This window comes from Streptomyces sp. NBC_01276, assembly GCF_041435355.1.
Taxonomy (GTDB): domain Bacteria; phylum Actinomycetota; class Actinomycetes; order Streptomycetales; family Streptomycetaceae; genus Streptomyces.
The window spans coordinates 6,294,133-6,314,953 of record NZ_CP108442.1 but is presented as its reverse complement, the minus strand read 5'-3'; the positions used below and the strand labels follow the sequence as shown (position 1 = coordinate 6,314,953).

At 72.6% G+C, this 20,821-nt stretch carries 17 protein-coding genes; 2 read left to right on the top strand and 15 right to left on the bottom strand.

What is annotated here, in order from left to right; all coding sequences use genetic code 11:
• Positions 1-61 precede the first annotated feature (61 nt).
• The gene (locus OG295_RS28460) at positions 62-1,345 is read left to right on the top strand and encodes an MFS transporter (protein ID WP_371679461.1); all 1,284 of its coding nucleotides are present in this window, start codon (positions 62-64) and stop codon (positions 1,343-1,345) included.
• A 16-nt stretch (positions 1,346-1,361) separates the two neighbouring features.
• Here the strand turns inward: OG295_RS28460 and OG295_RS28455 are convergent, their stop codons facing one another.
• Both OG295_RS28455 and fmt read right to left on the bottom strand, forming a co-directional pair.
• A complete protein-coding gene (locus OG295_RS28455; RefSeq protein WP_371679460.1) occupies positions 1,362-2,849 on the bottom strand; it encodes an RsmB/NOP family class I SAM-dependent RNA methyltransferase in 1,488 nt (495 codons plus the stop codon).
• An 86-nt stretch (positions 2,850-2,935) separates the two neighbouring features.
• On the bottom strand, positions 2,936-3,880 hold the full coding sequence (fmt, locus tag OG295_RS28450; protein WP_371679459.1) for a methionyl-tRNA formyltransferase: 945 nt from the start codon (positions 3,878-3,880) through the stop codon (positions 2,936-2,938).
• 253 nt (positions 3,881-4,133) lie between these two features.
• Here fmt and OG295_RS28445 point away from each other — a divergent pair, with 253 nt between their 5' ends.
• A complete protein-coding gene (locus tag OG295_RS28445; RefSeq protein WP_371679458.1) occupies positions 4,134-4,658 on the top strand; it encodes a hypothetical protein in 525 nt (174 codons plus the stop codon).
• A 226-nt stretch (positions 4,659-4,884) separates the two neighbouring features.
• Here the strand turns inward: OG295_RS28445 and OG295_RS28440 are convergent, their stop codons facing one another.
• From OG295_RS28440 to OG295_RS28380, 13 genes are all read right to left on the bottom strand, one after another.
• The gene (locus OG295_RS28440; protein ID WP_371679457.1) at positions 4,885-6,984 is read right to left on the bottom strand and encodes a primosomal protein N'; all 2,100 of its coding nucleotides are present in this window, start codon (positions 6,982-6,984) and stop codon (positions 4,885-4,887) included.
• 82 nt (positions 6,985-7,066) lie between these two features.
• Positions 7,067-8,275: a methionine adenosyltransferase gene (metK, locus tag OG295_RS28435; protein ID WP_100660992.1), complete on the bottom strand. Its 1,209-nt coding sequence runs from the start codon at positions 8,273-8,275 to the stop codon at positions 7,067-7,069.
• Between the two features lie 195 nt (positions 8,276-8,470).
• Positions 8,471-9,706 (bottom strand): bifunctional phosphopantothenoylcysteine decarboxylase/phosphopantothenate--cysteine ligase CoaBC, encoded by a 1,236-nt coding sequence (gene coaBC / locus OG295_RS28430; RefSeq protein WP_371679456.1) that lies wholly within the window; start codon positions 9,704-9,706, stop codon positions 8,471-8,473.
• A gap of 99 nt (positions 9,707-9,805) precedes the next feature.
• Positions 9,806-10,078 (bottom strand): DNA-directed RNA polymerase subunit omega, encoded by a 273-nt coding sequence (gene rpoZ, locus OG295_RS28425; protein ID WP_004948662.1) that lies wholly within the window; start codon positions 10,076-10,078, stop codon positions 9,806-9,808.
• 61 nt (positions 10,079-10,139) lie between these two features.
• A complete protein-coding gene (gene gmk, locus OG295_RS28420) occupies positions 10,140-10,703 on the bottom strand; it encodes a guanylate kinase (RefSeq protein ID WP_371679455.1) in 564 nt (187 codons plus the stop codon).
• A 61-nt stretch (positions 10,704-10,764) separates the two neighbouring features.
• Positions 10,765-11,088: an integration host factor gene (locus tag OG295_RS28415; protein ID WP_030234009.1), complete on the bottom strand. Its 324-nt coding sequence runs from the start codon at positions 11,086-11,088 to the stop codon at positions 10,765-10,767.
• A gap of 303 nt (positions 11,089-11,391) precedes the next feature.
• A complete protein-coding gene (pyrF, locus tag OG295_RS28410) occupies positions 11,392-12,234 on the bottom strand; it encodes an orotidine-5'-phosphate decarboxylase (RefSeq protein ID WP_371679454.1) in 843 nt (280 codons plus the stop codon).
• Entirely contained in the window at positions 12,231-13,340 is a 1,110-nt protein-coding gene (locus OG295_RS28405) for a quinone-dependent dihydroorotate dehydrogenase (protein WP_371679453.1), read from the bottom strand. Before OG295_RS28405 ends, pyrF begins: the two co-directional genes overlap by 4 nt.
• Before the next feature lie 92 nt (positions 13,341-13,432).
• Complete coding sequence (gene carB, locus OG295_RS28400) at positions 13,433-16,741, bottom strand: carbamoyl-phosphate synthase large subunit (RefSeq protein ID WP_371679452.1); 3,309 nt, start codon at positions 16,739-16,741, stop codon at positions 13,433-13,435.
• Positions 16,734-17,876: a glutamine-hydrolyzing carbamoyl-phosphate synthase small subunit gene (carA, locus tag OG295_RS28395; RefSeq protein WP_371679451.1), complete on the bottom strand. Its 1,143-nt coding sequence runs from the start codon at positions 17,874-17,876 to the stop codon at positions 16,734-16,736. Before carA ends, carB begins: the two co-directional genes overlap by 8 nt.
• Positions 17,873-18,454, bottom strand: a complete 582-nt coding sequence (locus tag OG295_RS28390) for a hypothetical protein (protein WP_371679450.1) — start codon at positions 18,452-18,454, stop codon at positions 17,873-17,875. Before OG295_RS28390 ends, carA begins: the two co-directional genes overlap by 4 nt.
• Positions 18,451-19,737, bottom strand: coding sequence for a dihydroorotase (locus OG295_RS28385; protein WP_371679449.1), 1,287 nt, complete (start codon positions 19,735-19,737; stop codon positions 18,451-18,453). Before OG295_RS28385 ends, OG295_RS28390 begins: the two co-directional genes overlap by 4 nt.
• 2 nt (positions 19,738-19,739) lie before the next feature.
• A complete protein-coding gene (locus OG295_RS28380) occupies positions 19,740-20,729 on the bottom strand; it encodes an aspartate carbamoyltransferase catalytic subunit (RefSeq protein ID WP_266837908.1) in 990 nt (329 codons plus the stop codon).
• Positions 20,730-20,821: the final 92 nt, after the last annotated feature.

Below are 20,821 nucleotides of genomic sequence, written 5' to 3'. Positions count from 1 at the left end.
TCTGCGCATGACAGACACCGTCCCCGGGCGGTCCGGCCCGTCCCGAGGAGTCAGCCCAGGCATGGCGTCCGTCCCCACCGCACCAGACGAAACCGCAGAATCCGCCGAATCCGCCGAATCCTCCGGCCGTCGCACGGCGTCCGGCAGCCCGTGGCGCAACCGGGACTTCCGCGCCCTCTTCGGCGCCACGACCCTCAGCCAGTCCGCCGCCAACACCGGCTACATCGCCGTCCCGCTGCTCGCCCTGACCGGCCTGCGCGCGAGCGCCGCCCAGGTCGGCGCGCTCGCCGCGCTCTCCACCGCCGCCTTCCTGCTGATCGGCCTCCCGGCCGGGGCCTGGGTGGACCGGCTGCGCACCCGTCGGGTGCTGATCGCGGCCGACCTCGCCCGCGCCGGGCTCTTCGCCTCCCTGCCCGCCGCCTGGTGGCTCGACCGGCTCACCCTGGCCCAGCTGTACGCGGTCGTCCTGCTCGCCGGCTGCGCCACCGTGTTCTCCGAGGTCGGGGCCCAGAGCGTGCTGCCGCAGCTGGTCGGGCGGGACGCCCTGGTCCCTGCGAACGCCGCCCTCGTGACCCTGATGGCCACGGCGAACATCGCCGGACGGGGCGCGGGCGGTGCCCTCATCGCCGCCCTCACCGCGCCGGTCGCCCTGGCGGGCTGCGCGCTCGGCTACCTCGGCTCCGCGCTGGGCCTGCTGCGGATCCGTCCCGTCCCCGCGCCGCCGGCCGCCGCCCGGACACCGCTGCGGCGGCAGATCATGGAGGGCCTGCGCCACGTACTGGGCCACGGGGAACTGCGGGCACTGGCCCTGACCTCGACCCTCACCAACCTGGGCGGCTCCGCCGTCAACGCGATGCTGCCCGTGCTGTTCGTACGGGAGCTCGGCCTGTCCCCGGCCGCGCTCGGCCTGTTCTGGGCGGCGGGCGGCGCGGGAGTGCTGCTCGGCGCCCGGCTGGCGCGGCCCTTCGCGGCCCGCGTGGGCTACGGCCGCGCCCTCACCCTCAGCCTGACCCCGGCGGCGCTCCTGGTGCCCCTGTTGGACCACGGGGGGTGGCTCTGGGCGGCGGGCGCGGCCTGGCTGCTGGCCCACATGACGATCGGCTCCAACAACGTCCTCGGCGTCAGCCTCCGCCAGCACCTGACCCCGGACCCGCTCCTCGGCCGCATGAACGCGACCTTCCGCTTCATGCTGACCGGCGCCCTGGCCCTCGGCTCCGCCCTGTCGGGCCTCCTCGCCGCGGCGGCCGGTCTCCACGCCGCCCTGTGGGCCGGCGCCGCCTTCCTGTCCCTGTCCTGCGTCCCGATCGCCCTCTCCCCGGTCCGCTCCCGGCGCACCGGGGTGTGAGGGCCCTGCCGCCCCGCTACGCCGTGCGGCGCAGCAGGGCGAGGTACATCGCGTCCGTGCCGTGCAGGTGCGGCCACAGCTGGACGTCGGGGCCGTCGCCGAGGGCGGGGACGCCCTGCATGTACGGGCGGGCGTCGATCAGTTCGGCCGACACCGCGCGGGCGCCGGCGCCCCGGCCCTTGAGGACGTCGTCCACGACCACCCGGGTCTCCGCCAGGTGCGGGGAGCAGGTCGCGTATCCCACGACACCGCCCACGCGCACCGCGGCGAGCGCCTCGCGCAGCAGCCCGCGCTGGAGCGGCGCGAAGCCCTCCAGGTCCTCGGGGCGCCGCCGCCAGCGGGCCTCGGGCCGGCGCCGCAGCGCGCCCAGGCCGGAGCAGGGCACGTCCACCAGCACGCGGTCGAAGGACCCCGGCAGCCACGGGGGCCGGGTGCCGTCGGCCGCGATGACCTGGTACGGGCCCGGGTTCCCGGCCAGCGCGCGCTCCACGAGCCGGGCCCGGTGGGGCTGCTTCTCGGAGGCCAGCAGGAAGGCTCCGCGCCGCGCGGCCAGCGCGCCGAGCAGCGCCGCCTTGCCGCCGGGACCCGCGCAGCCGTCGAGCCAGCGCGCGTCGCGCCCCTCGACGGGCACCGCGGCGAGGGCCATCGCCACCAGCTGGCTGCCCTCGTCCTGCACGCCGGCGCGCCCCTCGCGGACGGCCTCCAGCGCGCCCGGCTCGCCGCCCTCGGCCATCCGCACCGCGTACGGGGACCAGCGCCCCGGCAGCGCCGAGTCCTCGCCGACGGCCTCCAGCAGCTCCTCGGGCGTGGACCGGCCCGGACGGGCCACCAGCGTCACCTCGGGCCGCTCGTTGTCGGCTTCGAGCAGGTCCTCGATCCCGGCGCGGCCTCCGCCCAGGGCGTCCCACAGGGCGCTGACGACCCAGCGGGGGTGCGAGTGGTAGACGGCGAGGTGTTCCTCGGCGTCGTCCTCGTACGGCGGGGCGACCCGCTCCAGCCAGCCGTCGAGGTCGTGCGCGGAGATCTTGCGGAGCACGGCGTTCACGAACTTGGCCCGGCCGTCTCCGAGCACCACGCGGGCCAGTTCGACGCTGGCCGAAACCGCGGCGTGCGTGGGGATGCGGGTGCCGAGCAGCTGGTGGGCGCCGAGCGAGAGCACGTCCAGCACCGGCGGGTCGACCTCGCGCAGCGGCCGGTCGATGCAGGCCTTGATCACCGCGTCGTAGGTGCCCTGGCGGCGCAGGGTGCCGTAGACCAGCTCGGTGGCCAGGGCCGCGTCGCGCGCCTGGAAGCTCTCGTCCTGGCGGGCCTTCTTCAGCAGCGGGGGCAGCACGAGGTTGGCGTAGGCGTCGCGCTCGTCCACCGCCCGCAGCACCTCGAAGGCCAGCATCCGGACGGGGTCCTTCTGGGGCCGGCGGTACGGCTTGGCCGGACGGCCGCCCTGCTTGCCGGACGGCTTGCCGGCGCCTGCGGCGGCGGGACGACGACGGGGCTGTTCGCTCACGTGAAAGGTGCTCCGGGGTTACGAGGTACTGCGGTGGTGGGTCACGGGGTACTGCCGGGCCCGCGCGGGGCGGACCGGTCGCGGAATCAGCCTACGTCGGCCGCGCCCAGGCGCTCGCCGGGAGCGATACGCACCCCGCGGGCCCAGTCGGCGCCCTTCATCGGCTTCTTGCCCTGCGGCTGTACCCACAGCAGCTCGACGGCGTGCGAGCCGGTGCCGACGTACACGTTGTTCTTGGCCGGGGCCAGCACGCCCGGCGCGAGGTCGGTGCGGTCGGCGACGAGCCCCACGGAGATCAGCTTGAGCCGCTCGCCGCGGAAGACGGTCCACGCGCCCGGGGCGGGCGTGCAGCCGCGCACCACGCGGTCGGCGCGCAGCGCGGGGGCGTTCCAGTCGACGCGCGCGTCCTCGACCGTGATCTTCGGCGCGAGCGAGATCCCGTCGGCGGGCTGCGGGACGGCGCGCAGGGTGCCGTCCTCGATGCCGTCCATGGTCGCGGACAGCAGTCCTGCGCCGGCGAAGGCGAGCCGGGTCAGCAGGTCGCCGCTGGTGTCGGACGGGCGGATCTCCTCGGTGAGCACCCCGAAGACGGGGCCGGTGTCCAGCCCTTCCTCGATGCGGAAGGTGGAGGCGCCGGTGACCTGGTCCCCCGCCATGATCGACTGCTGGACGGGGGCCGCGCCGCGCCAGGCGGGGAGCAGGGAGAAGTGCAGGTTGACCCATCCCCGGGCCGGGATCTCCAGGGCGCTCCTGGGGATCAGCGCCCCGTAGGCGACGACCGGGCAGCAGTCCGGGCCGATCTCGCGCAGCCGGGCCTGGAACTCCTCGTCGCGCGGCCGCGCGGGCTTGAGCACCTCGATCCCGGCTTCCTCGGCGCGTTCGGCGACCGGGCTGGCCACGAGCCGGCGTCCGCGGCCGGCCGGGGCGTCGGGCCGGGTGATGACGGCGGCGACCTCGTGCCGCCCGGAGGCGATCAGGGCGTCCAGGGCGGGCACGGCGACCTCGGGGGTGCCTGCGAAGACGAGCTTCACTGGGGTCCTACCTCGCTATCTCGGCTGTCAGCAGCGCACCAGTCTATGGGGCCCGCCCCCGCCCGCCCACCTGCGGTGCCGAGGGGGGCGTACGCACACACGCGCGCCTCTCGCATATGCCGACACGCCCCTGGAGCGTGACTTCCTCGCGGTATGGCGCGTTGGTCAAGGCAGATTGACCGAAACGGGCCGCGAACGAGAACGGTGTCTGCGGCCCGATCCGCTCTCCAGCACCGGTTCGAGAGGCTTCTTCATGGCCGACCACGCCACTCATGACGCCCAAGCACGGGCCAGCCTGCACCTCCTCGTGCGGGACATCGAGCGGGTTCGCCGACAGGTGGACGCTCTGCGCACCCTCACCGCCCAGCTCGGCAACGTGTACCGCCCGCGCCGCTCCGGGCCGTCCACGGGCTTCGTCGTCTACGGCAGGGCCCCCGCACCCACCGTCCGGCTCGCCCAGGAGCTGCGGGACAGCGTCGAGACGCTGGTCACCGCGGCGGTGGACTTCGACCGCTCGCTCGGCTTCTCGTGGGACGCGGTCGGCTCCGCGCTCGGTGTCACCAAGCAGGCCGTGCACCGCCGCTACGGGGCACGCCGCGCGCAGGCCGCCGAGTCCGCTGAGCCGCCGGCCGAGGGCACCACGACCCGGACGCTCGGTCCGCTGCCCACCATCCCGGCGGCCCGCTCGGTGCCCCCGCAGCCGGTGCGCGAGGACACCCAGGCCGCCGCCGCCCCGGCCGCCCGCCAGTCGGCGTTCCCGGGACCCCGCAACGGCTGACCCCGTCCGCGCCGCCGGGACGCCGACCCCCGACGGCACCGACGCAGCGGGAGCACGTGCCTCGAACGCCGGCGGGGCTGGAGCCGCGCAGCGGGACTCCAGCCCGGGCGGCGTTCGAGCGCACCGGGTGCGCGGCGCCCGGAACGGGCCCGGGGCCCGCCCCGGGGAACGGGCGGAGGGCGACGCGGGGCGAACGGCCCCGCGCAGCGGCCCCCGCCACCCGGCCTCAGCCGATGTCCGGCGGGTCGATCCGGATCCGGACCGCGTCCGCCGCCGCGACGCCCCGCGCCATCCGCGCGGCCTGCGCCGACTTCAGCGCCGCGGCCAGCGCGGCCCCGCTCCCCGGCGGGACCCGGACCAGGGCCCGCTCCCCCGGTGAGGGCTCCCCCCGCCGCCCGGGCAGCGGTACGGGTCCCAGGACCTCCGCGTCCGGCGGCAGCCCGACGGCCCCGAGGAAGGCCTCCAGCGCCTCCCCCCGGCCCGCCACGGCGGCCATCCGCGACACCGGCGGGAAACCCAGCTGGGCCCGCTCGGCCAGTTCCCGTACGGCGTGCCCGACCGGGTCCCAGCGCACCAGCGCCTGCACGGGCCGCAGCGTCGGCTCGGCCACGACGACCACCTGCCCCTCCCCGCGCACCAGCGACGCGGCGGCGATCCAGCGGCGCAGCGCCTCCTCCCCCGCCCGCAGGTCGGGCCGGCCCAGCATGGCCCAGCCGTCCAGCAGCAGCGCCGCCGCGTACCCGGCGCCCGCGGCGACCGGCTCGGCCCCCGGGGTGCACACCACCAGTGCCGGGCGGTCCGGCACCTCGTCCAGCACGTGGTCGCGCCCGGAAGTCCGTACGGGCACGGCGGGGAAGGCCCGGCCCAGCTCCTCGGCGGTGCGCCGCGCGCCCACCACCTGGGCGCGGAGCCGGAAGGACCCGCACTCCTGGCAGTGCCAGGCGCTCTCGGCCCGGCCGCACCAGCCGCAGTGCAGGTCCCGCTCGTCGGGGGCCTCCAGGGGCCCGGCGCACACGGTGCAGCGGGCGGGGGTGCGGCAGCGCTCGCAGGCGAGCCGGGGCGCGTAGCCGCGCCGGGGCACCTGGACGAGGACCGGCCCGGTCTTCAGGCCCTCCCGGACGGTCTCCCAGGCGAGGCTCGGCAGCCGGGCCGCGCGGGCCGCCCCGTCGCGCGCCAGCAGTTCGTCGCCGACGGTGCGGATGCGCGGGGCGACGGAGCGCACCGTCTCCCGGTCGGCCACGAGCGGGCGGGCCCAGCCCGTCTCGACGAGCTGGGCGGCCTCCACCGTGCAGCTGGTGCCGCCGGCCAGGAAGGCGCAGCCGTCGGTGACGGCGCGCAGTTCCAGGACCTCGCGGACGTGCGGGAAGGGGGCGTGGTCGTCGCTGTGGCTGGAATCCCCGTCGTCCCAGATCGCCACCAGCCCGAGGTCGCGCACGGGGGCGAACATCGCGGCCCGGGTGCCGACGACCGCGCGCACCGAGCCCCGGCTCACCGCGAGCCACTGCCGGTAGCGCTTCTCGGGCCCGGACTCGGCCGTCAGCAGGGCGTGCCGCCCCTCGCCGAGCAGTTCGGTGAGGGCGGCGTCGACCCGGGCGGCGGTGCGCCCGTCCGGGACCACGGCCAGGGCGCCCCGGCCGGAGGCGAGGGTCGCCGCCATGGCACGGGCCAGTTCCCCGGCCCAGCCGGGGCCGGGCAGGGCGGTCCACACGGCGCGGGGGGCCCCGCCGGTGGCGAGGGCCCGCAGGAACGCGGGCCCGGCGCCGTAGCGGGTCCAGCCGCCGGGCTCGGGCACGGGGGGCGGGGGCAGCGGTTCGGGCGAGGGTTTGGCCTCGGCGCGGGCGCTGCGCGCGGGCAGGGCGAGCTGGAGGACGTCGGCGAGGCTGCCCGCGTACCGGTCGGCGACGGCGCGGGCGAGGGCCAGCACGGGCGCGGAGAGGACGACCTCGGGCGAGACCACCTGGGCCAGGGCGGCCAGCGCCCCGTTGTAGTCGGACTCGGCGCACCGCTCCACGATGAAGCCGTCGATGAGCCCGCCGCCCTCACGGCGGCCGCCGTGCACGCGGTGGGAGCCGGCGCCGAAGCGGACCCGGACGCGGACGCCCGGCCGGGCGGTCTCGGCGAGCTCGGCGGGCACCGCGTAGTCGAAGAGCCGGTCGAGGTGGAGCACGCCCTTGTTCACCAGGACGCGGGCGACGGGCAGCTCCTCGGCGACCGCGGCCCCGCGCCAGGTCCGCGGTTTGGCCTTGGGCGCCTTGGCCTTCGCCTCGGCGACCATCTCCCGGATCAGTGCGAGCTGCTCCGGCGGGGAATCGTTCGCGCTGCTCACACAGGCATTCTTACCAAAGACCACTGACAGCGAACGGCCCCGGACCTCGCGGTCCGGGGCCGTTCGTCGCGTGCGGCGGCGTTTACAGACCGGCGGCGGCGCGCAGGGCGTCGACGCGGTCGGTGCGCTCCCAGGTGAAGTCCGGCAGCTCGCGGCCGAAGTGGCCGTAGGCGGCGGTCTGGGCGTAGATCGGGCGCAGCAGGTCGAGGTCGCGGATGATCGCGGCCGGGCGCAGGTCGAAGACCTCGCCGATGGCGTCCTCGATCTTCTGGACGTCGACCTTGGCGGTGCCGAAGGTCTCGACGAAGAGGCCGACGGGCTCGGCCTTGCCGATCGCGTACGCGACCTGGACCTCGCAGCGCGCGGCCAGGCCGGCGGCGACCACGTTCTTCGCGACCCAGCGCATGGCGTACGCGGCGGAGCGGTCGACCTTCGACGGGTCCTTGCCGGAGAAGGCGCCGCCGCCGTGGCGGGCCATGCCGCCGTAGGTGTCGATGATGATCTTGCGGCCGGTGAGGCCGGCGTCGCCCATCGGGCCGCCGATCTCGAAGCGGCCGGTCGGGTTCACCAGCAGCCGGTAGCCCTCGGTGTCCAGCTTGATGCCGTCCTCGACGAGCTGCGCCAGCACGTGCTCCACGACGAACTCGCGGATGTCCGGGGCGAGCAGCGAGTCCAGGTCGATGTCCGCGGCGTGCTGCGAGGACACGACGACGGTGTCCAGGCGCACGGCCTTGTCGCCGTCGTACTCGATGGTGACCTGGGTCTTGCCGTCGGGACGCAGGTACGGGATGGTCCCGTTCTTGCGGACCTCGGACAGGCGGCGCGAGAGCCGGTGCGCGATGTGGATCGGGAGCGGCATCAGCTCGGGGGTCTCGTCGCAGGCGTAGCCGAACATCAGGCCCTGGTCGCCGGCGCCCTGCTTGTCGAGCTCGTCCTCGTCACCCTCGACGCGCTGCTCGTACGCCGTGTCCACGCCCTGGGCGATGTCGGGCGACTGCGCACCGATGGACACCGACACGCCGCAGGAAGCGCCGTCGAAGCCCTTCTTGGACGAGTCGTAACCGATCTCGAGGATCTTGTCGCGGACGAGCTGGGCGATCGGCGCGTACGCCTTGGTGGTCACCTCGCCCGCGATGTGGACGAGACCGGTGGTGATGAGAGTCTCCACGGCCACACGCGAGGTCGGGTCCTCGGTGAGGAGCGCGTCGAGGATCGTGTCGCTGATCTGGTCAGCGATCTTGTCGGGGTGACCCTCGGTGACGGACTCCGAGGTGAACAAGCGACGGGACACAACGCTCCCTGGGGTTGCAGCGGCTGCTGGCTGATCATTTGGCGGAACCACACCGGGGGCTGCGCCCGGTCACGTTCCAGGTTGCAGTTTATCGGTCGCCACCGTTCGCCGGACCACCCGTCTCGCCTTATGGGAGCCATGTGACCTGCGGCACTCCATTCTGACGCACGGATTTGCCTCCGAGAAGAGCGACGCTCAGGCGCTTCTGGAGCCGTCCTGGGGTGCGAGGAGTCCCACCACCCGGTCCCAAATCACGTCCGCCAGAGCTTCCTTCGGACCGTGGGGCACCGGAGTCTCTCCACCATCGGAGGCCAGGACGACTGCCTCATTCTCCTCCGAACCGAAGGTCTTGGTGGCGCCGACCTCGTTGACCACGAGAAGGTCACACCCCTTGCGGCGGAGCTTGGCCCGGCCGTTGGCGAGCACGTCGTCGGTCTCGGCGGCGAAACCGACGACGACCTGGCCCTCCCGGGCCCGGTCGGCGGAGATCTCCGCGAGCACGTCGGGGTTGCGCACGAGGGCGACGGGCGCGGGGTCCTGTCCGTCCTTCTTCTTGATCTTGCCGTCGGCGTACCGGGCCGGCCGGAAGTCGGCCACCGCCGCCGCCATCACGACTGCGTCGGCGTCGGCGGCCGCCTTCAGCACCGCCTCGCGCAGCTGGAGGGCGGTCCCCACGCGTACGACGTCCACTCCGGCCGGGTCCGCGAGCGCGGTGTTGGCCGCGACGAGGGTGACCCGGGCTCCGCGGGCGGCGGCCGTGCGGGCGAGGGCGTAGCCCTGCTTGCCGGAGGAGCGGTTGCCGAGGAAGCGGACGGGGTCGAGCGGCTCCCGGGTCCCGCCGGCGCTGATCACCACGTGGCGTCCGGCCAGGTCGGGCCCGGCCGCACCGCGCGCCAGGACCCGGCGGCAGACCTCGTAGATCTCCTCGGGGTCGGGCAGCCGGCCCTTGCCGGTGTCCTTGCCGGTGAGCCGGCCCACGGCGGGCTCGATCACGACGGCGCCGCGGCGGCGGAGCGTGGCGACGTTCTCCTGCGTGGCGGGGTGCTCCCACATCTCGGTGTGCATCGCGGGGGCGAAGACCACCGGGCAGCGGGCGGTGAGCAGGGTGTTGGTGAGCAGGTCGTCGGCGAGCCCGTGGGCGGCCTTGGCCAGCATGTCGGCGGTGGCGGGGGCGACGACGACGAGGTCGGCTCCCTGCCCGATGCGCACGTGGGGCACCTCGTGGACGGTCTCCCAGACCTCGGTGGAGGCCGGGTTCCCGGAGAGCGCGGACCAGGTGGCCTCGCCGACGAAGTTCAGGGAGGCGGCCGTGGGCACCACCCGGACGTCGTGCCCCGACTCCGTCAGCCGGCGCAGCAGCTCACAGGCCTTGTACGCGGCGATCCCGCCGCTGACCCCCAGCACGACCTTCGGCTTACCCGGCTTGTCCACCACTCGCTCCCCGTTCGGAATCGGTCTACGCCACCTATGACACACCACAGGCCCGGCAGATGTTCTGCCGGGCCTGTGGTGAAGAGAATGTTCCGCGCCTTACTGGGCCGGGGCCTCGATGGCCTCGGAGGTCAGCAGGCCCGCGTTGATCTCGCGCAGCGCGATCGAAAGCGGCTTCTCGTGGACGTGGGTGTCCACCAGCGGGCCGACGTACTCAAGCAGGCCCTCGCCGAGCTGCGAGTAGTACGCGTTGATCTGACGCGCGCGCTTGGCCGCGTAGATCACGAGGCTGTACTTCGAGTCCGTGGCCTCGAGCAGCTCGTCGATCGGCGGGTTGATGATGCCCTCGGGCGCAGTGATGGAAGAGGACACGCTCTACCTTCCGAAGATGGGTGAAAGATCAAACATCAATCGACATGACATCGATCAACGATCAAACAACTTTCATCAAGGCTAGCAGCTCACGCGCCACGTCCTCGACGGAGGTGTTGACCAGGGTGGTGTCGAACTCGGACTCGGCAGCCAGTTCGATCTTGGCGGAGTCGAGCCTGCGCTCGATCACCTCGGGGGATTCGGTACCGCGGCCGGTGAGCCGGCGGACCAGTTCGTCCCAGCTGGGCGGGGCCAGGAAGACCAGCTGGGCGTCGGGCTTGGACTCGCGGACGAGCCGGGCGCCCTGGAGGTCGATCTCCAGCAGCACCGGTTCGCCGTTGTCCAGGCGTTCCAGCACCGCGCCGCGGGGTGTGCCGTAGCGGTTGCCCGCGAACTCGGCCCACTCCAGCAGCTCGCCGTTGGCGATCAGCTTGTCGAACTCGTCGTCGTTGACGAAGAAGTAGTGGATTCCGTGTCGCTCACCGGGCCGCGGCTTGCGGGTGGTGGCCGACACCGAGAGCCATACCTCGGGGTGGACCTTGCGCATATGCGCGACGACCGTGCTCTTGCCGACCCCCGAAGGGCCGGAGAGCACGGTCAGCCGCGGACGAACCTCTGCTGCCATAGAGCGATTATCCAGGTTCTCGGGACTGCATGAGAACGCCGGGAGAACTTCGGGCGACGCCTCAGGCGCCGCTACCGCCGAACTCACGCTCCAGAGAGGCGATCTGGTTGGAACCGAGACCTCGGACACGCCGGGACTCGGAGATGCCGAGGCGCTCCATGATCTGCTTGGCGCGGACCTTGCCCACGCCGGGCAGCGACTCCAGAAGGGCGGAGACCTTCATCTTGCCGATGACGTCGTTCTCCTGGCCCGTCTTGATGACGTCGTGGAGGGAGGCGCCGGAATGCTTGAGTCGATTCTTCACCTCGGCCCGCTCCCGGCGAGCCGCGGCGGCCTTTTCGAGCGCTGCTGCGCGCTGTTCAGGGGTAAGGGGCGGAAGAGCCACGCCTACGTCACCTCGGATGTCGAACTGTCGGATACGGACCGGCGAGGAGCCCCAGGGCACCACGCCGGGCGAGCCTCCCGAACAGCGCGGTAAATCGTTCGCTGCTCGTTCACTCTGGTCGGAGACTAGCGGCCATGGCCGCTCCAGTCAGCGAGAACGGACGAAAAGTCCTGGTCAGCCTCCACTGAACCGTACATCACGGACAAAGTACCCCGGTTTTGTCCGGGGAAAGACGTTCGAATTTCGTCAAGCCGTGCCATGTGTCCGTGCCGAGGTGTTCGCGGGCGTGGCCCCGGAGGGGGATTACGACGCGACGGCCGCGCGGATCTCGTCCGCGAACCGGCGGGACGCCTCGCGCAGCGCGGTCACGTCCGGACCGTGCTTCAGGACACCCCGCGACACGTTCGGGACGACGTTGCCGACCGCCTTTCCGAAGACCGCCGGGAGGTCCGCCGCCGTCGCGCCCTGCGCGCCGATGCCGGGAGCCAGCAGCGGCCCGTTGATGTCCAGGTCGAAGGAGGACAGGTCCCCCAGCGTCGCCCCGACCACGGCCCCGAAGGAGCCCATCGGCGCGGCCCCCTCGTTCTCCGCGGCCAGGTGCGCCAGCATCGTCGCCCCGATGGTCCGGCCGTCCTCGCGGACCGCCCGCTGGACCTCCGCGCCCTCCGGGTTGGAGGTGAGCGCCAGGACGAACAGGCCCGCACCGGACTCACGCGCCAGCTCCACGGCCGGCTTCAGCGAGCCGTAGCCGAGGTACGGGGACACCGTCAGCGCGTCCGAGAACAGCGGGGACGCCGGGTCCAGGAAGGCCGAGGCGTACGCGGCCATGGTGGAGCCGATGTCGCCCCGCTTGGCGTCCATCAGCACCAGCGTGCCCGCCGCCCGCGCGTCGGCCACCGTCCGCTCCAGCACCGCCACGCCGCGCGAGCCGAAGCGCTCGAAGAAGGCCGCCTGCGGCTTGAAGACCGCCACCTGGTCGGCCAGGGCCTCCACGACGGTGCGGGAGAACCGCTCCAGGCCCGCGATGTCGTCGTCCAGGCCCCAGGAGGCCAGCAGGGCGGCGTGCGGATCGATGCCCACGCACAGGGGGCCCCGAGCGTCCATGGCGGCGCGCAGACGGGTACCGAACGGGGTCACAGGGCTCACAGCGCGGCCTTTCGGGTCTCGGCGCCCACCGCTTCGGCGAGGGTCGCGTAGGGGCTGGCGGCCAGGCGCGCGGCCAGGCCCTTGTGGATGGCGCGGGCGTAGAACGGGCCCTCGTAGATGAAGGCGCTGTAGCCCTGGATCAGGGTGGCGCCCGCGAGGATGCGCTGCCAGGCGTCCTCGGCGTTCTCGATGCCGCCGACGCCCACCAGGACCATCCGGTCCCCCACGCGCGCGTACAGGCGGCGCAGGACCTCCAGGGAGCGTTCCTTGACGGGCGCTCCGGACAGCCCGCCGGTCTCCTTGACCAGCGAGGGGTCGGACTTCAGGCCGAGGCCCTCGCGCGCGATGGTGGTGTTGGTCGCGATGATGCCGTCCAGGCCCAGCTCCAGGGCGAGGTCGGCGACGGCGTCGACATCCTCGTCGGCGAGGTCGGGGGCGATCTTGACGAGCAGCGGCACCCTGCGGCCGGTCACCGAGCGGTCGGCGGCCTCGCGCACGGCGGTCAGCAGCGGGCGCAGCGACTCGGTGGCCTGGAGGTTGCGCAGGCCGGGGGTGTTCGGCGAGGAGACGTTGACGACGAGGTAGTCGGCGTGCCGGGCCAGGCGCTCGGTGGAGAGCACGTAGTCCGCGGCGGCCTCCTCCTCGGGCACCACCTTGGTCTTGCCGATGTTGACGCCGACGACGGTCCGGAAGACGGGGTTGCGGGCGGCGAGCCGCTCGGCGACGGCGGCGGAGCCCTCGTTGTTGAAGCCCATGCGGTTGATCAGGGCGCGGTCGGGGACGAGGCGGAAGAGCCGCTTCTTGGGGTTGCCGGGCTGCGCCTGTCCGGTGACCGTGCCGATCTCGACGTGGTCGAAGCCGAGCATGGACATGCCGTCGATGGCGACGGCGTTCTTGTCGAAGCCGGCCGCGAGCCCGAAGGGGCCGTGCATCCGCAGGCCGAGGGCCTCGGTGCGGAGCCCCTCGTACCTGGGCGCGAGGGCCGCCGCGACGAAGGTGCGCAGCACGGGGGTGCGGGCGGCGAGGCGGATCCAGCGGAAGGCCGTGTAGTGGGCCTGCTCCGGGTCCATCCGCTTGAAGACGAGGTTGAAGAAGAGTTTGTACACGGTGCCTGAGGATCCCTCTGCGCTCATGAGGAAGGGGACACCCGGCGCGCGGTCGGCGCGCCGGGGTCCCCCTCCTTCGTACGGGCCTGTCGTCAGTCGCGGGCGGCGGTCAGGTGCTCCGCGTGCTCCTGGAGGGAGCGGACGCCCACGTCACCGCGGTTGAGCGCGTCGATGCCCTGGACGGCGGCGGCGAGCGCCTGGACCGTGGTCAGGCACGGGACGCTGCGCGCCACGGCCGCCGTGCGGATCTCGTAGCCGTCGAGGCGGCCGCCGGTCCCGTACGGGGTGTTGACGATCAGGTCGACCTGGCCGTCGTGGATGAGCTGGACGATGGTCTTCTCGCCGTCGGGGCCCTCGCCCTCGCTGAGCTTGCGCACCACGGTGGCGTTGATGCCGTTGCGGCGCAGCACCTCGGCGGTGCCCGAGGTGGCGAGGAGTTCGAAGCCGTGGGCGACGAGCTCGCGCGCCGGGAAGATCATCGAACGCTTGTCGCGGTTGGCGACGGAGATGAAGGCGCGGCCCTTGGTGGGCAGCGGGCCGTAGGCACCCGCCTGCGACTTGGCGTAGGCCGTGCCGAAGACGGAGTCGATGCCCATGACCTCGCCGGTGGAGCGCATCTCCGGGCCGAGGACGGTGTCCACGCCGCGGCCGTGGATGTCGCGGAAGCGCGACCACGGCATGACGGCCTCCTTGACGGAGATCGGCGCGTCGAGCGGCAGGGTGCCGCCGTCGCCGGTCTTCGGGAGCATGCCCTCCTCGCGCAGCTCGGCGATGGTGGCGCCGAGGGAGAGGCGGGCGGCGGCCTTCGCGAGCGGGACGGCGGTCGCCTTCGAGGTGAAGGGGACGGTCCGGGAGGCGCGCGGGTTGGCCTCCAGGACGTAGAGGATGTCACCCGCCATCGCGAACTGGATGTTGATCAGGCCGCGGACGCCGACGCCCTTGGCGATGGCCTCGGTGGAGGCGCGCAGGCGCTTGATGTCGTAGCCGCCGAGGGTGATCGGGGGCAGGGCGCAGGCGGAGTCGCCGGAGTGGATGCCGGCTTCCTCGATGTGCTCCATGACGCCGCCGAGGTAGAGCTCGTGGCCGTCGTAGAGGGCGTCGACGTCGATCTCGATCGCGTCGTCGAGGAAGCGGTCGACCAGGACGGGGCGGGTCGGGGAGATCTCGGTGGACTCCGCGATGTACGACTCCAGGCGGGTCTCGTCGTAGACGATCTCCATGCCGCGGCCGCCGAGCACGTAGGACGGGCGCACGAGGACCGGGTAGCCGATCTCGTCCGCGATCGCCTTCGCGCCCGCGAAGGTGGTGGCGGTGCCGTGCTTGGGGGCGGGCAGGCCCGCCTCGGCCAGGACCTGGCCGAAGGCGCCGCGGTCCTCGGCGGCGTGGATGGCCTCCGGCGGGGTGCCGACGACCGGGACGCCGTTGTCCTTGAGCGCCTGGGCCAGACCGAGGGGGGTCTGGCCGCCGAGCTGGACGACGACACCGGCGATGGGGCCGGCCAGCGACTCGGCGTGGACGATCTCCAGCACGTCTTCGAGCGTCAGCGGCTCGAAGTACAGGCGGTCGGAGGTGTCGTAGTCCGTCGAGACGGTCTCCGGGTTGCAGTTGACCATCACGGTCTCGTAGCCGGCGTCGCTGAGGGCGAAGGAGGCGTGGACGCAGGAGTAGTCGAACTCGATGCCCTGGCCGATGCGGTTCGGGCCGGAGCCCAGGATGATCACCGCGGGCTTGGTGCGCGGCGCGACCTCGGACTCCTCGTCGTAGGACGAGTAGAAGTACGGGGTCTTCGCGGCGAACTCGGCGGCGCAGGTGTCGACCGTCTTGTAGACCGGGCGGACGCCGAGCGCGTGGCGGACCTCGCGGACGACGTCCTCGCGCAGCCCGCGGATCTCGGCGATCTGGGCGTCGGAGAAGCCGTGGCGCTTGGCCTCGGCGAGCAGCTCGGGGTGGAGCTTCTCGGCGGCGGCCAGCTCGTCGGCGATCTCCTTGATCAGGAAGAGCTGGTCGACGAACCAGGGGTCGATCTTCGTGGACTCGAAGACCTCTTCCTGGGTGGCGCCGGCGCGGATGGCCTGCATGACGGTGTTGATGCGGCCGTCGGTGGGGCGCACGGCGGTGGCGAGGAGCTCGTCCTTGTCGCCGACGGGGCCGACGAAGGTGAACTGCGAGCCCTTCTTCTCCAGGGAGCGCAGGGCCTTCTGGAGCGCCTCGGTGAAGTTGCGTCCGATCGCCATGGCCTCGCCCACCGACTTCATGGTGGTGGTGAGGGTGGAGTCGGCGAGCGGGAACTTCTCGAAGGCGAAGCGCGGGGCCTTGACGACGACGTAGTCGAGGGTCGGCTCGAAGGAAGCCGGGGTCTTCTCGGTGATGTCGTTCGGGACCTCGTCGAGCGTGTAGCCGATGGCCAGCTTGGCGGCGATCTTGGCGATCGGGAAGCCGGTGGCCTTCGACGCGAGCGCCGAGGAGCGCGAGACGCGCGGGTTCATCTCGATGACGATGACGCGGCCGTCGACCGGGTCGATCGCGAACTGGATGTTGCAGCCGCCGGTGTCGACGCCGACCTCGCGGATGATCGCGATGCCGATGTCGCGCAGCCGCTGGTACTCGCGGTCGGTGAGGGTCATCGCCGGGGCGACGGTGATGGAGTCGCCGGTGTGGACGCCCATCGGGTCGAAGTTCTCGATGGAGCAGACGACGACCACGTTGTCCTTGGTGTCGCGCATCAGCTCCAGCTCGTACTCCTTCCAGCCGAGGATGGACTCCTCCAGGAGCACCTCGGTGGTCGGGGAGAGCGTGAGGCCCTGGCCGGCGATGCGGCGCAGCTCTTCCTCGTCGTGGGCGAAGCCGGAGCCGGCGCCGCCCATGGTGAAGGAGGGGCGCACGACGACGGGGTAGCCGCCGAGGGTGTCGACGCCGGCGATGACGTCGTCCATGGTGTGGCAGATGACCGAGCGGGCTGACTCGCCGTAGCCGATCTTGGCCTTGACGGCCTCGACGACACCCTTGAAGAGGTCGCGGTCCTCGCCCTTGTTGATGGCCTCGACGTTGGCGCCGATGAGCTCGACGCCGTACTTCTCCAGCACACCCTGCTCGTGCATGGAGATCGCGGTGTTGAGCGCGGTCTGGCCGCCGAGGGTCGGGAGCAGCGCGTCGGGGCGCTCCTTCGCGATGATCTTCTCGACGAACTCGGGGGTGATCGGCTCGACGTACGTGGCGTCGGCGATCTCCGGGTCGGTCATGATCGTCGCCGGGTTGGAGTTCACCAGGATGACCCTCAGGCCCTCGGCCTTGAGGATGCGGCAGGCCTGGGTGCCGGAGTAGTCGAACTCGGCGGCCTGGCCGATGACGATCGGGCCGGAGCCGATGACCAGGACGGACTGGATATCGGTGCGCTTAGGCACGCTCGGCCTCCATCAGGGATACGAAGCGGTCGAAGAGGTACGCGGCGTCGTGCGGGCCGGCGGCCGCCTCGGGGTGGTACTGGACGGAGAAGGCCGGCTGGTCGAGCAGCTGGAGGCCTTCCACGACGTTGTCGTTCAGGCAGACGTGCGAGACCTCGGCGCGGCCGTAGGGGGTCTCGGAGACCTTGTCGAGGGGCGCGTCGACGGCGAAGCCGTGGTTGTGCGCGGTGATCTCGACCTTGCCGGTGGTGCGGTCCTGGACCGGCTGGTTGATGCCGCGGTGGCCGTACTTCAGCTTGTAGGTGCCGAAGCCCAGCGAGCGGCCGAGGATCTGGTTGCCGAAGCAGATGCCGAAGAGCGGGGTCTTGCGCTCCAGCACGCCCTGCATGACGGAGACCGCGTGGTCGGCGGTGGCCGGGTCGCCGGGGCCGTTGGAGAAGAACACGCCGTCCGGGGAGACCGCGTAGACGTCCTCGACGGTGGAGGTGGCGGGCAGCACGTGCACCTCGATGCCGCGCTCGGCCATCCGGTGCGGGGTCATGCCCTTGATGCCGAGGTCGACGGCGGCCACGGTGAACTTCTTCTCACCGATGGCGGGGACGACGTAGGCCTCCTTGGTGGCGACCTCCGCGGAGAGGTTCGCACCCTTCATCTGGGGGGCTTCCAGGACGCGCGCCAGCAGCGCGGCGTCGTCGGCGACCGCGTCGCCGGAGAAGATGCCGACGCGCATGGCGCCGCGCTCGCGCAGGTGGCGGGTCAGGGCGCGGGTGTCGACGCCGGAGATCCCGACGACGCCCTGCTTGACCAGCTCCTCGTCCAGCGAGCGCTGCGCGCGCCAGTTGGAGGGGACGCGGGCGGGGTCGCGGACCACGTAGCCGGACACCCAGATGCGGGAGGACTCGGGGTCCTCGTCGTTGACGCCGGTGTTGCCCACGTGCGGGGCGGTCATCACGACGACCTGCCGGTGGTACGACGGGTCGGTGAGGGTCTCCTGGTAGCCGGTCATGCCCGTGGAGAACACGGCCTCGCCGAAGGTCTCCCCCACAGCGCCGTAGGCGCGGCCGCGGAAGATCCGACCGTCCTCCAGGACGAGTACGGCGGGAGCTTTGGCTGCTCCCCTGGTGGAGGTCGTCATCGTTCGGCGCCTTCCGTCGTGATGGATGGGTTCATGAGGTTGATCGCTTCGACCCAGGCGGCGTGTTCGGCCGCGCGGTCGGAGCGGAATCCGGAGTCGATCAGCTTGTCGCCGTGCGCCCAGGTGACGACGAGGAGACCGCCCTCGGTGAGTACCTTGCCCGCGATTCCCTTGTCGAGGCGGGCGCCGCGCAGCTGCGCGGCCGGTACGAAGAAGTCGGTGGCACCCGGACGGACCACGTCGAGGCCCGCGTCGGTGAGCGTGAGCTCGACCCGGCTGCGCACCCCCAGACCGTGGGCGACGATCCGGTCGAGCCACTGCCCGGCGGTGGTGGACCCGTGGTACCGGCCGGTCAGGGCCAGCCGGTGCTCGGGGAGACCGCCGGGGGCGGCGGGGAGCTCCGGCAGATCGCTCTGCAGGGCCCCGCGCCATTTCCAGCCCTGCCGCATCAGCCAGTACACGAACGCGATGAAGACGAGCAGACCGACCACCCACGCGATGCGGGCGCCCCAGTCCGTCACCTCCGCCGACTGTCGTTCGGCGGCCTCGGCGGCCAGTTGGATTACTGCAGGTGTCACGCCAGTTTCCCGTCCACGACCGTTGCCCGGCCCCGCAGGAAGGTGTGAGTGACGCGACCCGGCAGCTCACGGCCCTCGTAAGGCGTGTTGCGGCTGCGGGAGGCGAAGTGTGCGGGGTCCACAGCACCACGGTACGAGGTATCGACCAGCGTCAGGTTGGCGGGTTCACCTGCCGAGACGGGACGGCCGTGGCCGGAGAGCCCGCCGATGCGCGCCGGCGCGGCGGACATCCGGTCGGCGACGCCCGCCCAGTCGAGCAGGCCCGTCTCCACCATCGTCTGCTGGACGACGGAGAGCGCGGTCTCCAGGCCGACCATGCCCATGGCGGCGGCGGCCCACTCGCAGTCCTTGTCCTCGTGCGGGTGCGGGGCGTGGTCGGTGGCGACGATGTCGATCGTGCCGTCGGCGAGCGCCTCGCGCAGGGCCATCACGTCGCGCTCGGTGCGCAGCGGCGGGTTGACCTTGTAGACCGGGTTGTACGAGCGGACGAGCTCGTCGGTGAGGAGCAGGTGGTGCGGGGTGACCTCGGCGGTGACGTCGATGCCGCGGGACTTGGCCCAGCGGACGATCTCGACGGAGCCGGCGGTGGAGAGGTGGCAGATGTGCACCCGGGAACCGACGTGCTCGGCGAGGAGGACGTCGCGGGCGATGATCGACTCCTCGGCGACGGCGGGCCAGCCGCCGAGGCCGAGCTCGGCGGAGACGACGCCCTCGTTCATCTGGGCGCCCTCGGTGAGGCGGGGCTCCTGGGCGTGCTGGGCGACGACGCCGCCGAAGGCCTTCACGTACTCCAGGGCACGGCGCATGATCACGGCGTCGTCCACGCACTTGCCGTCGTCGGAGAAGACGGTGACGCGGGCGGCGGACTCGTGCATGGCGCCCAGCTCGGAGAGCTTCTTGCCCTCCAGGCCGACCGTGACGGCGCCGATGGGCTGCACGTCGCAGTAGCCGGACTCCTTGCCCAGGCGCCAGACCTGCTCGACGACGCCGGCGGTGTCGGCGACCGGGAAGGTGTTGGCCATGGCGAAGACGGCGGTGTAGCCGCCGGAGGCGGCGGCGCGGGTGCCGGTCAGGACGGTCTCGGAGTCCTCGCGGCCGGGCTCGCGCAGGTGCGTGTGCAGGTCGACGAGGCCCGGGAGCAGGGTCCGGCCCTCCGCCTCGATGACGGTCGCGCCCTCGGCGGACAGGCCGCTGCCGACCTCCGCGATGGTCTCGCCGTCGATCAGGACGTCCTGCGCCTCGCCACCGAGCACCTTCGCGCCACGAATAAGGATCTTGCTCATCTTTACTTGGTCTCCTCGGTGCGCGGGGCTGCGGTGGTGGTGACGGCGGGCTCGGATCCTCCGAGCAGCAGGTACAGGACGGCCATGCGGATGGAGACGCCGTTGGCGACCTGCTCGACGACCGTGCAGCGGTCGGAGTCGGCGACCTCGGCGGTGATCTCCATGCCACGGACCATCGGGCCGGGGTGCATCACGATGGCGTCCTCGGGCATCCGCGCCATCCGGGCGGCGTCCAGGCCGTAGCGGCGCGAGTACTCGCGCTCGGTCGGGAAGAAGGCGGCGTTCATCCGCTCGCGCTGCACACGCAGCATCATGACCGCGTCGGACTTCGGCAGCACCTCGTCGAGGCTGTACGAGATCTCGCAGGGCCAGGTCTCGACGCCGACGGGCACCAGGGTGGGCGGGGCCACCAGGGTGACCTCGGCGCCGAGGGTGTGCAGCAGGTCCACGTTGGAACGGGCCACGCGGCTGTGCAAGACGTCGCCGACGATGGTGATCCGGCGGCCGTCGAGGCCCTTGCCGAGTCCGGCGTCCCGGCCGACCAGGCGGCGGCGCATGGTGAAGGCGTCGAGCAGGGCCTGGGTGGGGTGCTGGTGGGTGCCGTCGCCCGCGTTGATGACGGGGGCGTCGATCCAGCCGGAGGTGGCGAGGCGGTAGGGGGCGCCGGAGGCGTGGTGGCGGATGACGACCGCGTCGACGCCCATGGCCTCCAGGGTCTGGGCCGTGTCCTTGAGGGACTCGCCCTTGGAGACGCTGGAGCCCTTGGCCGCGAAGTTGATCACGTCGGCGGACAGGCGCTTCTCGGCGGCTTCGAAGGAGATCCGGGTGCGGGTGGAGTCCTCGAAGAAGAGGTTGCAGATGGTGCGGCCGCGGAGGGTGGGCAGCTTCTTTATCGGCCGGTCCGCGACGCGGGCCATCTCCTCGGCGGTGTCGAGGATGAGGACGGCGTCGTCGCGCGTGAGGTCGGCGGCCGAGATGAGGTGGCGCTTCATCCGGTTACTCCGTAAGTCGGGAGGGCAGGCAGGAGGACTGGCTGGATGCGGGCAGGGCGGGGTGCGGCGCGGACCCCGAGGAGGGGTCCGGC

Excerpts from the sequence above, each read along its gene's own strand:
- OG295_RS28460 (WP_371679461.1), top strand. The coding sequence starts at position 62 with ATGGCGTCCGTCCCCACCGCACCAGACGAAACCGCAGAATCCGCCGAA.
- OG295_RS28445 (WP_371679458.1), top strand. The coding sequence starts at position 4,134 with ATGGCCGACCACGCCACTCATGACGCCCAAGCACGGGCCAGCCTGCAC.
- gmk (WP_371679455.1), bottom strand. The coding sequence starts at position 10,703 with ATGGCAGCAGAGGTTCGTCCGCGGCTGACCGTGCTCTCCGGCCCTTCG.
- carA (WP_371679451.1), bottom strand. The coding sequence starts at position 17,876 with ATGACGACCTCCACCAGGGGAGCAGCCAAAGCTCCCGCCGTACTCGTC.
- OG295_RS28385 (WP_371679449.1), bottom strand. The coding sequence starts at position 19,737 with ATGAGCAAGATCCTTATTCGTGGCGCGAAGGTGCTCGGTGGCGAGGCG.
- OG295_RS28380 (WP_266837908.1), bottom strand. The coding sequence starts at position 20,729 with ATGAAGCGCCACCTCATCTCGGCCGCCGACCTCACGCGCGACGACGCC.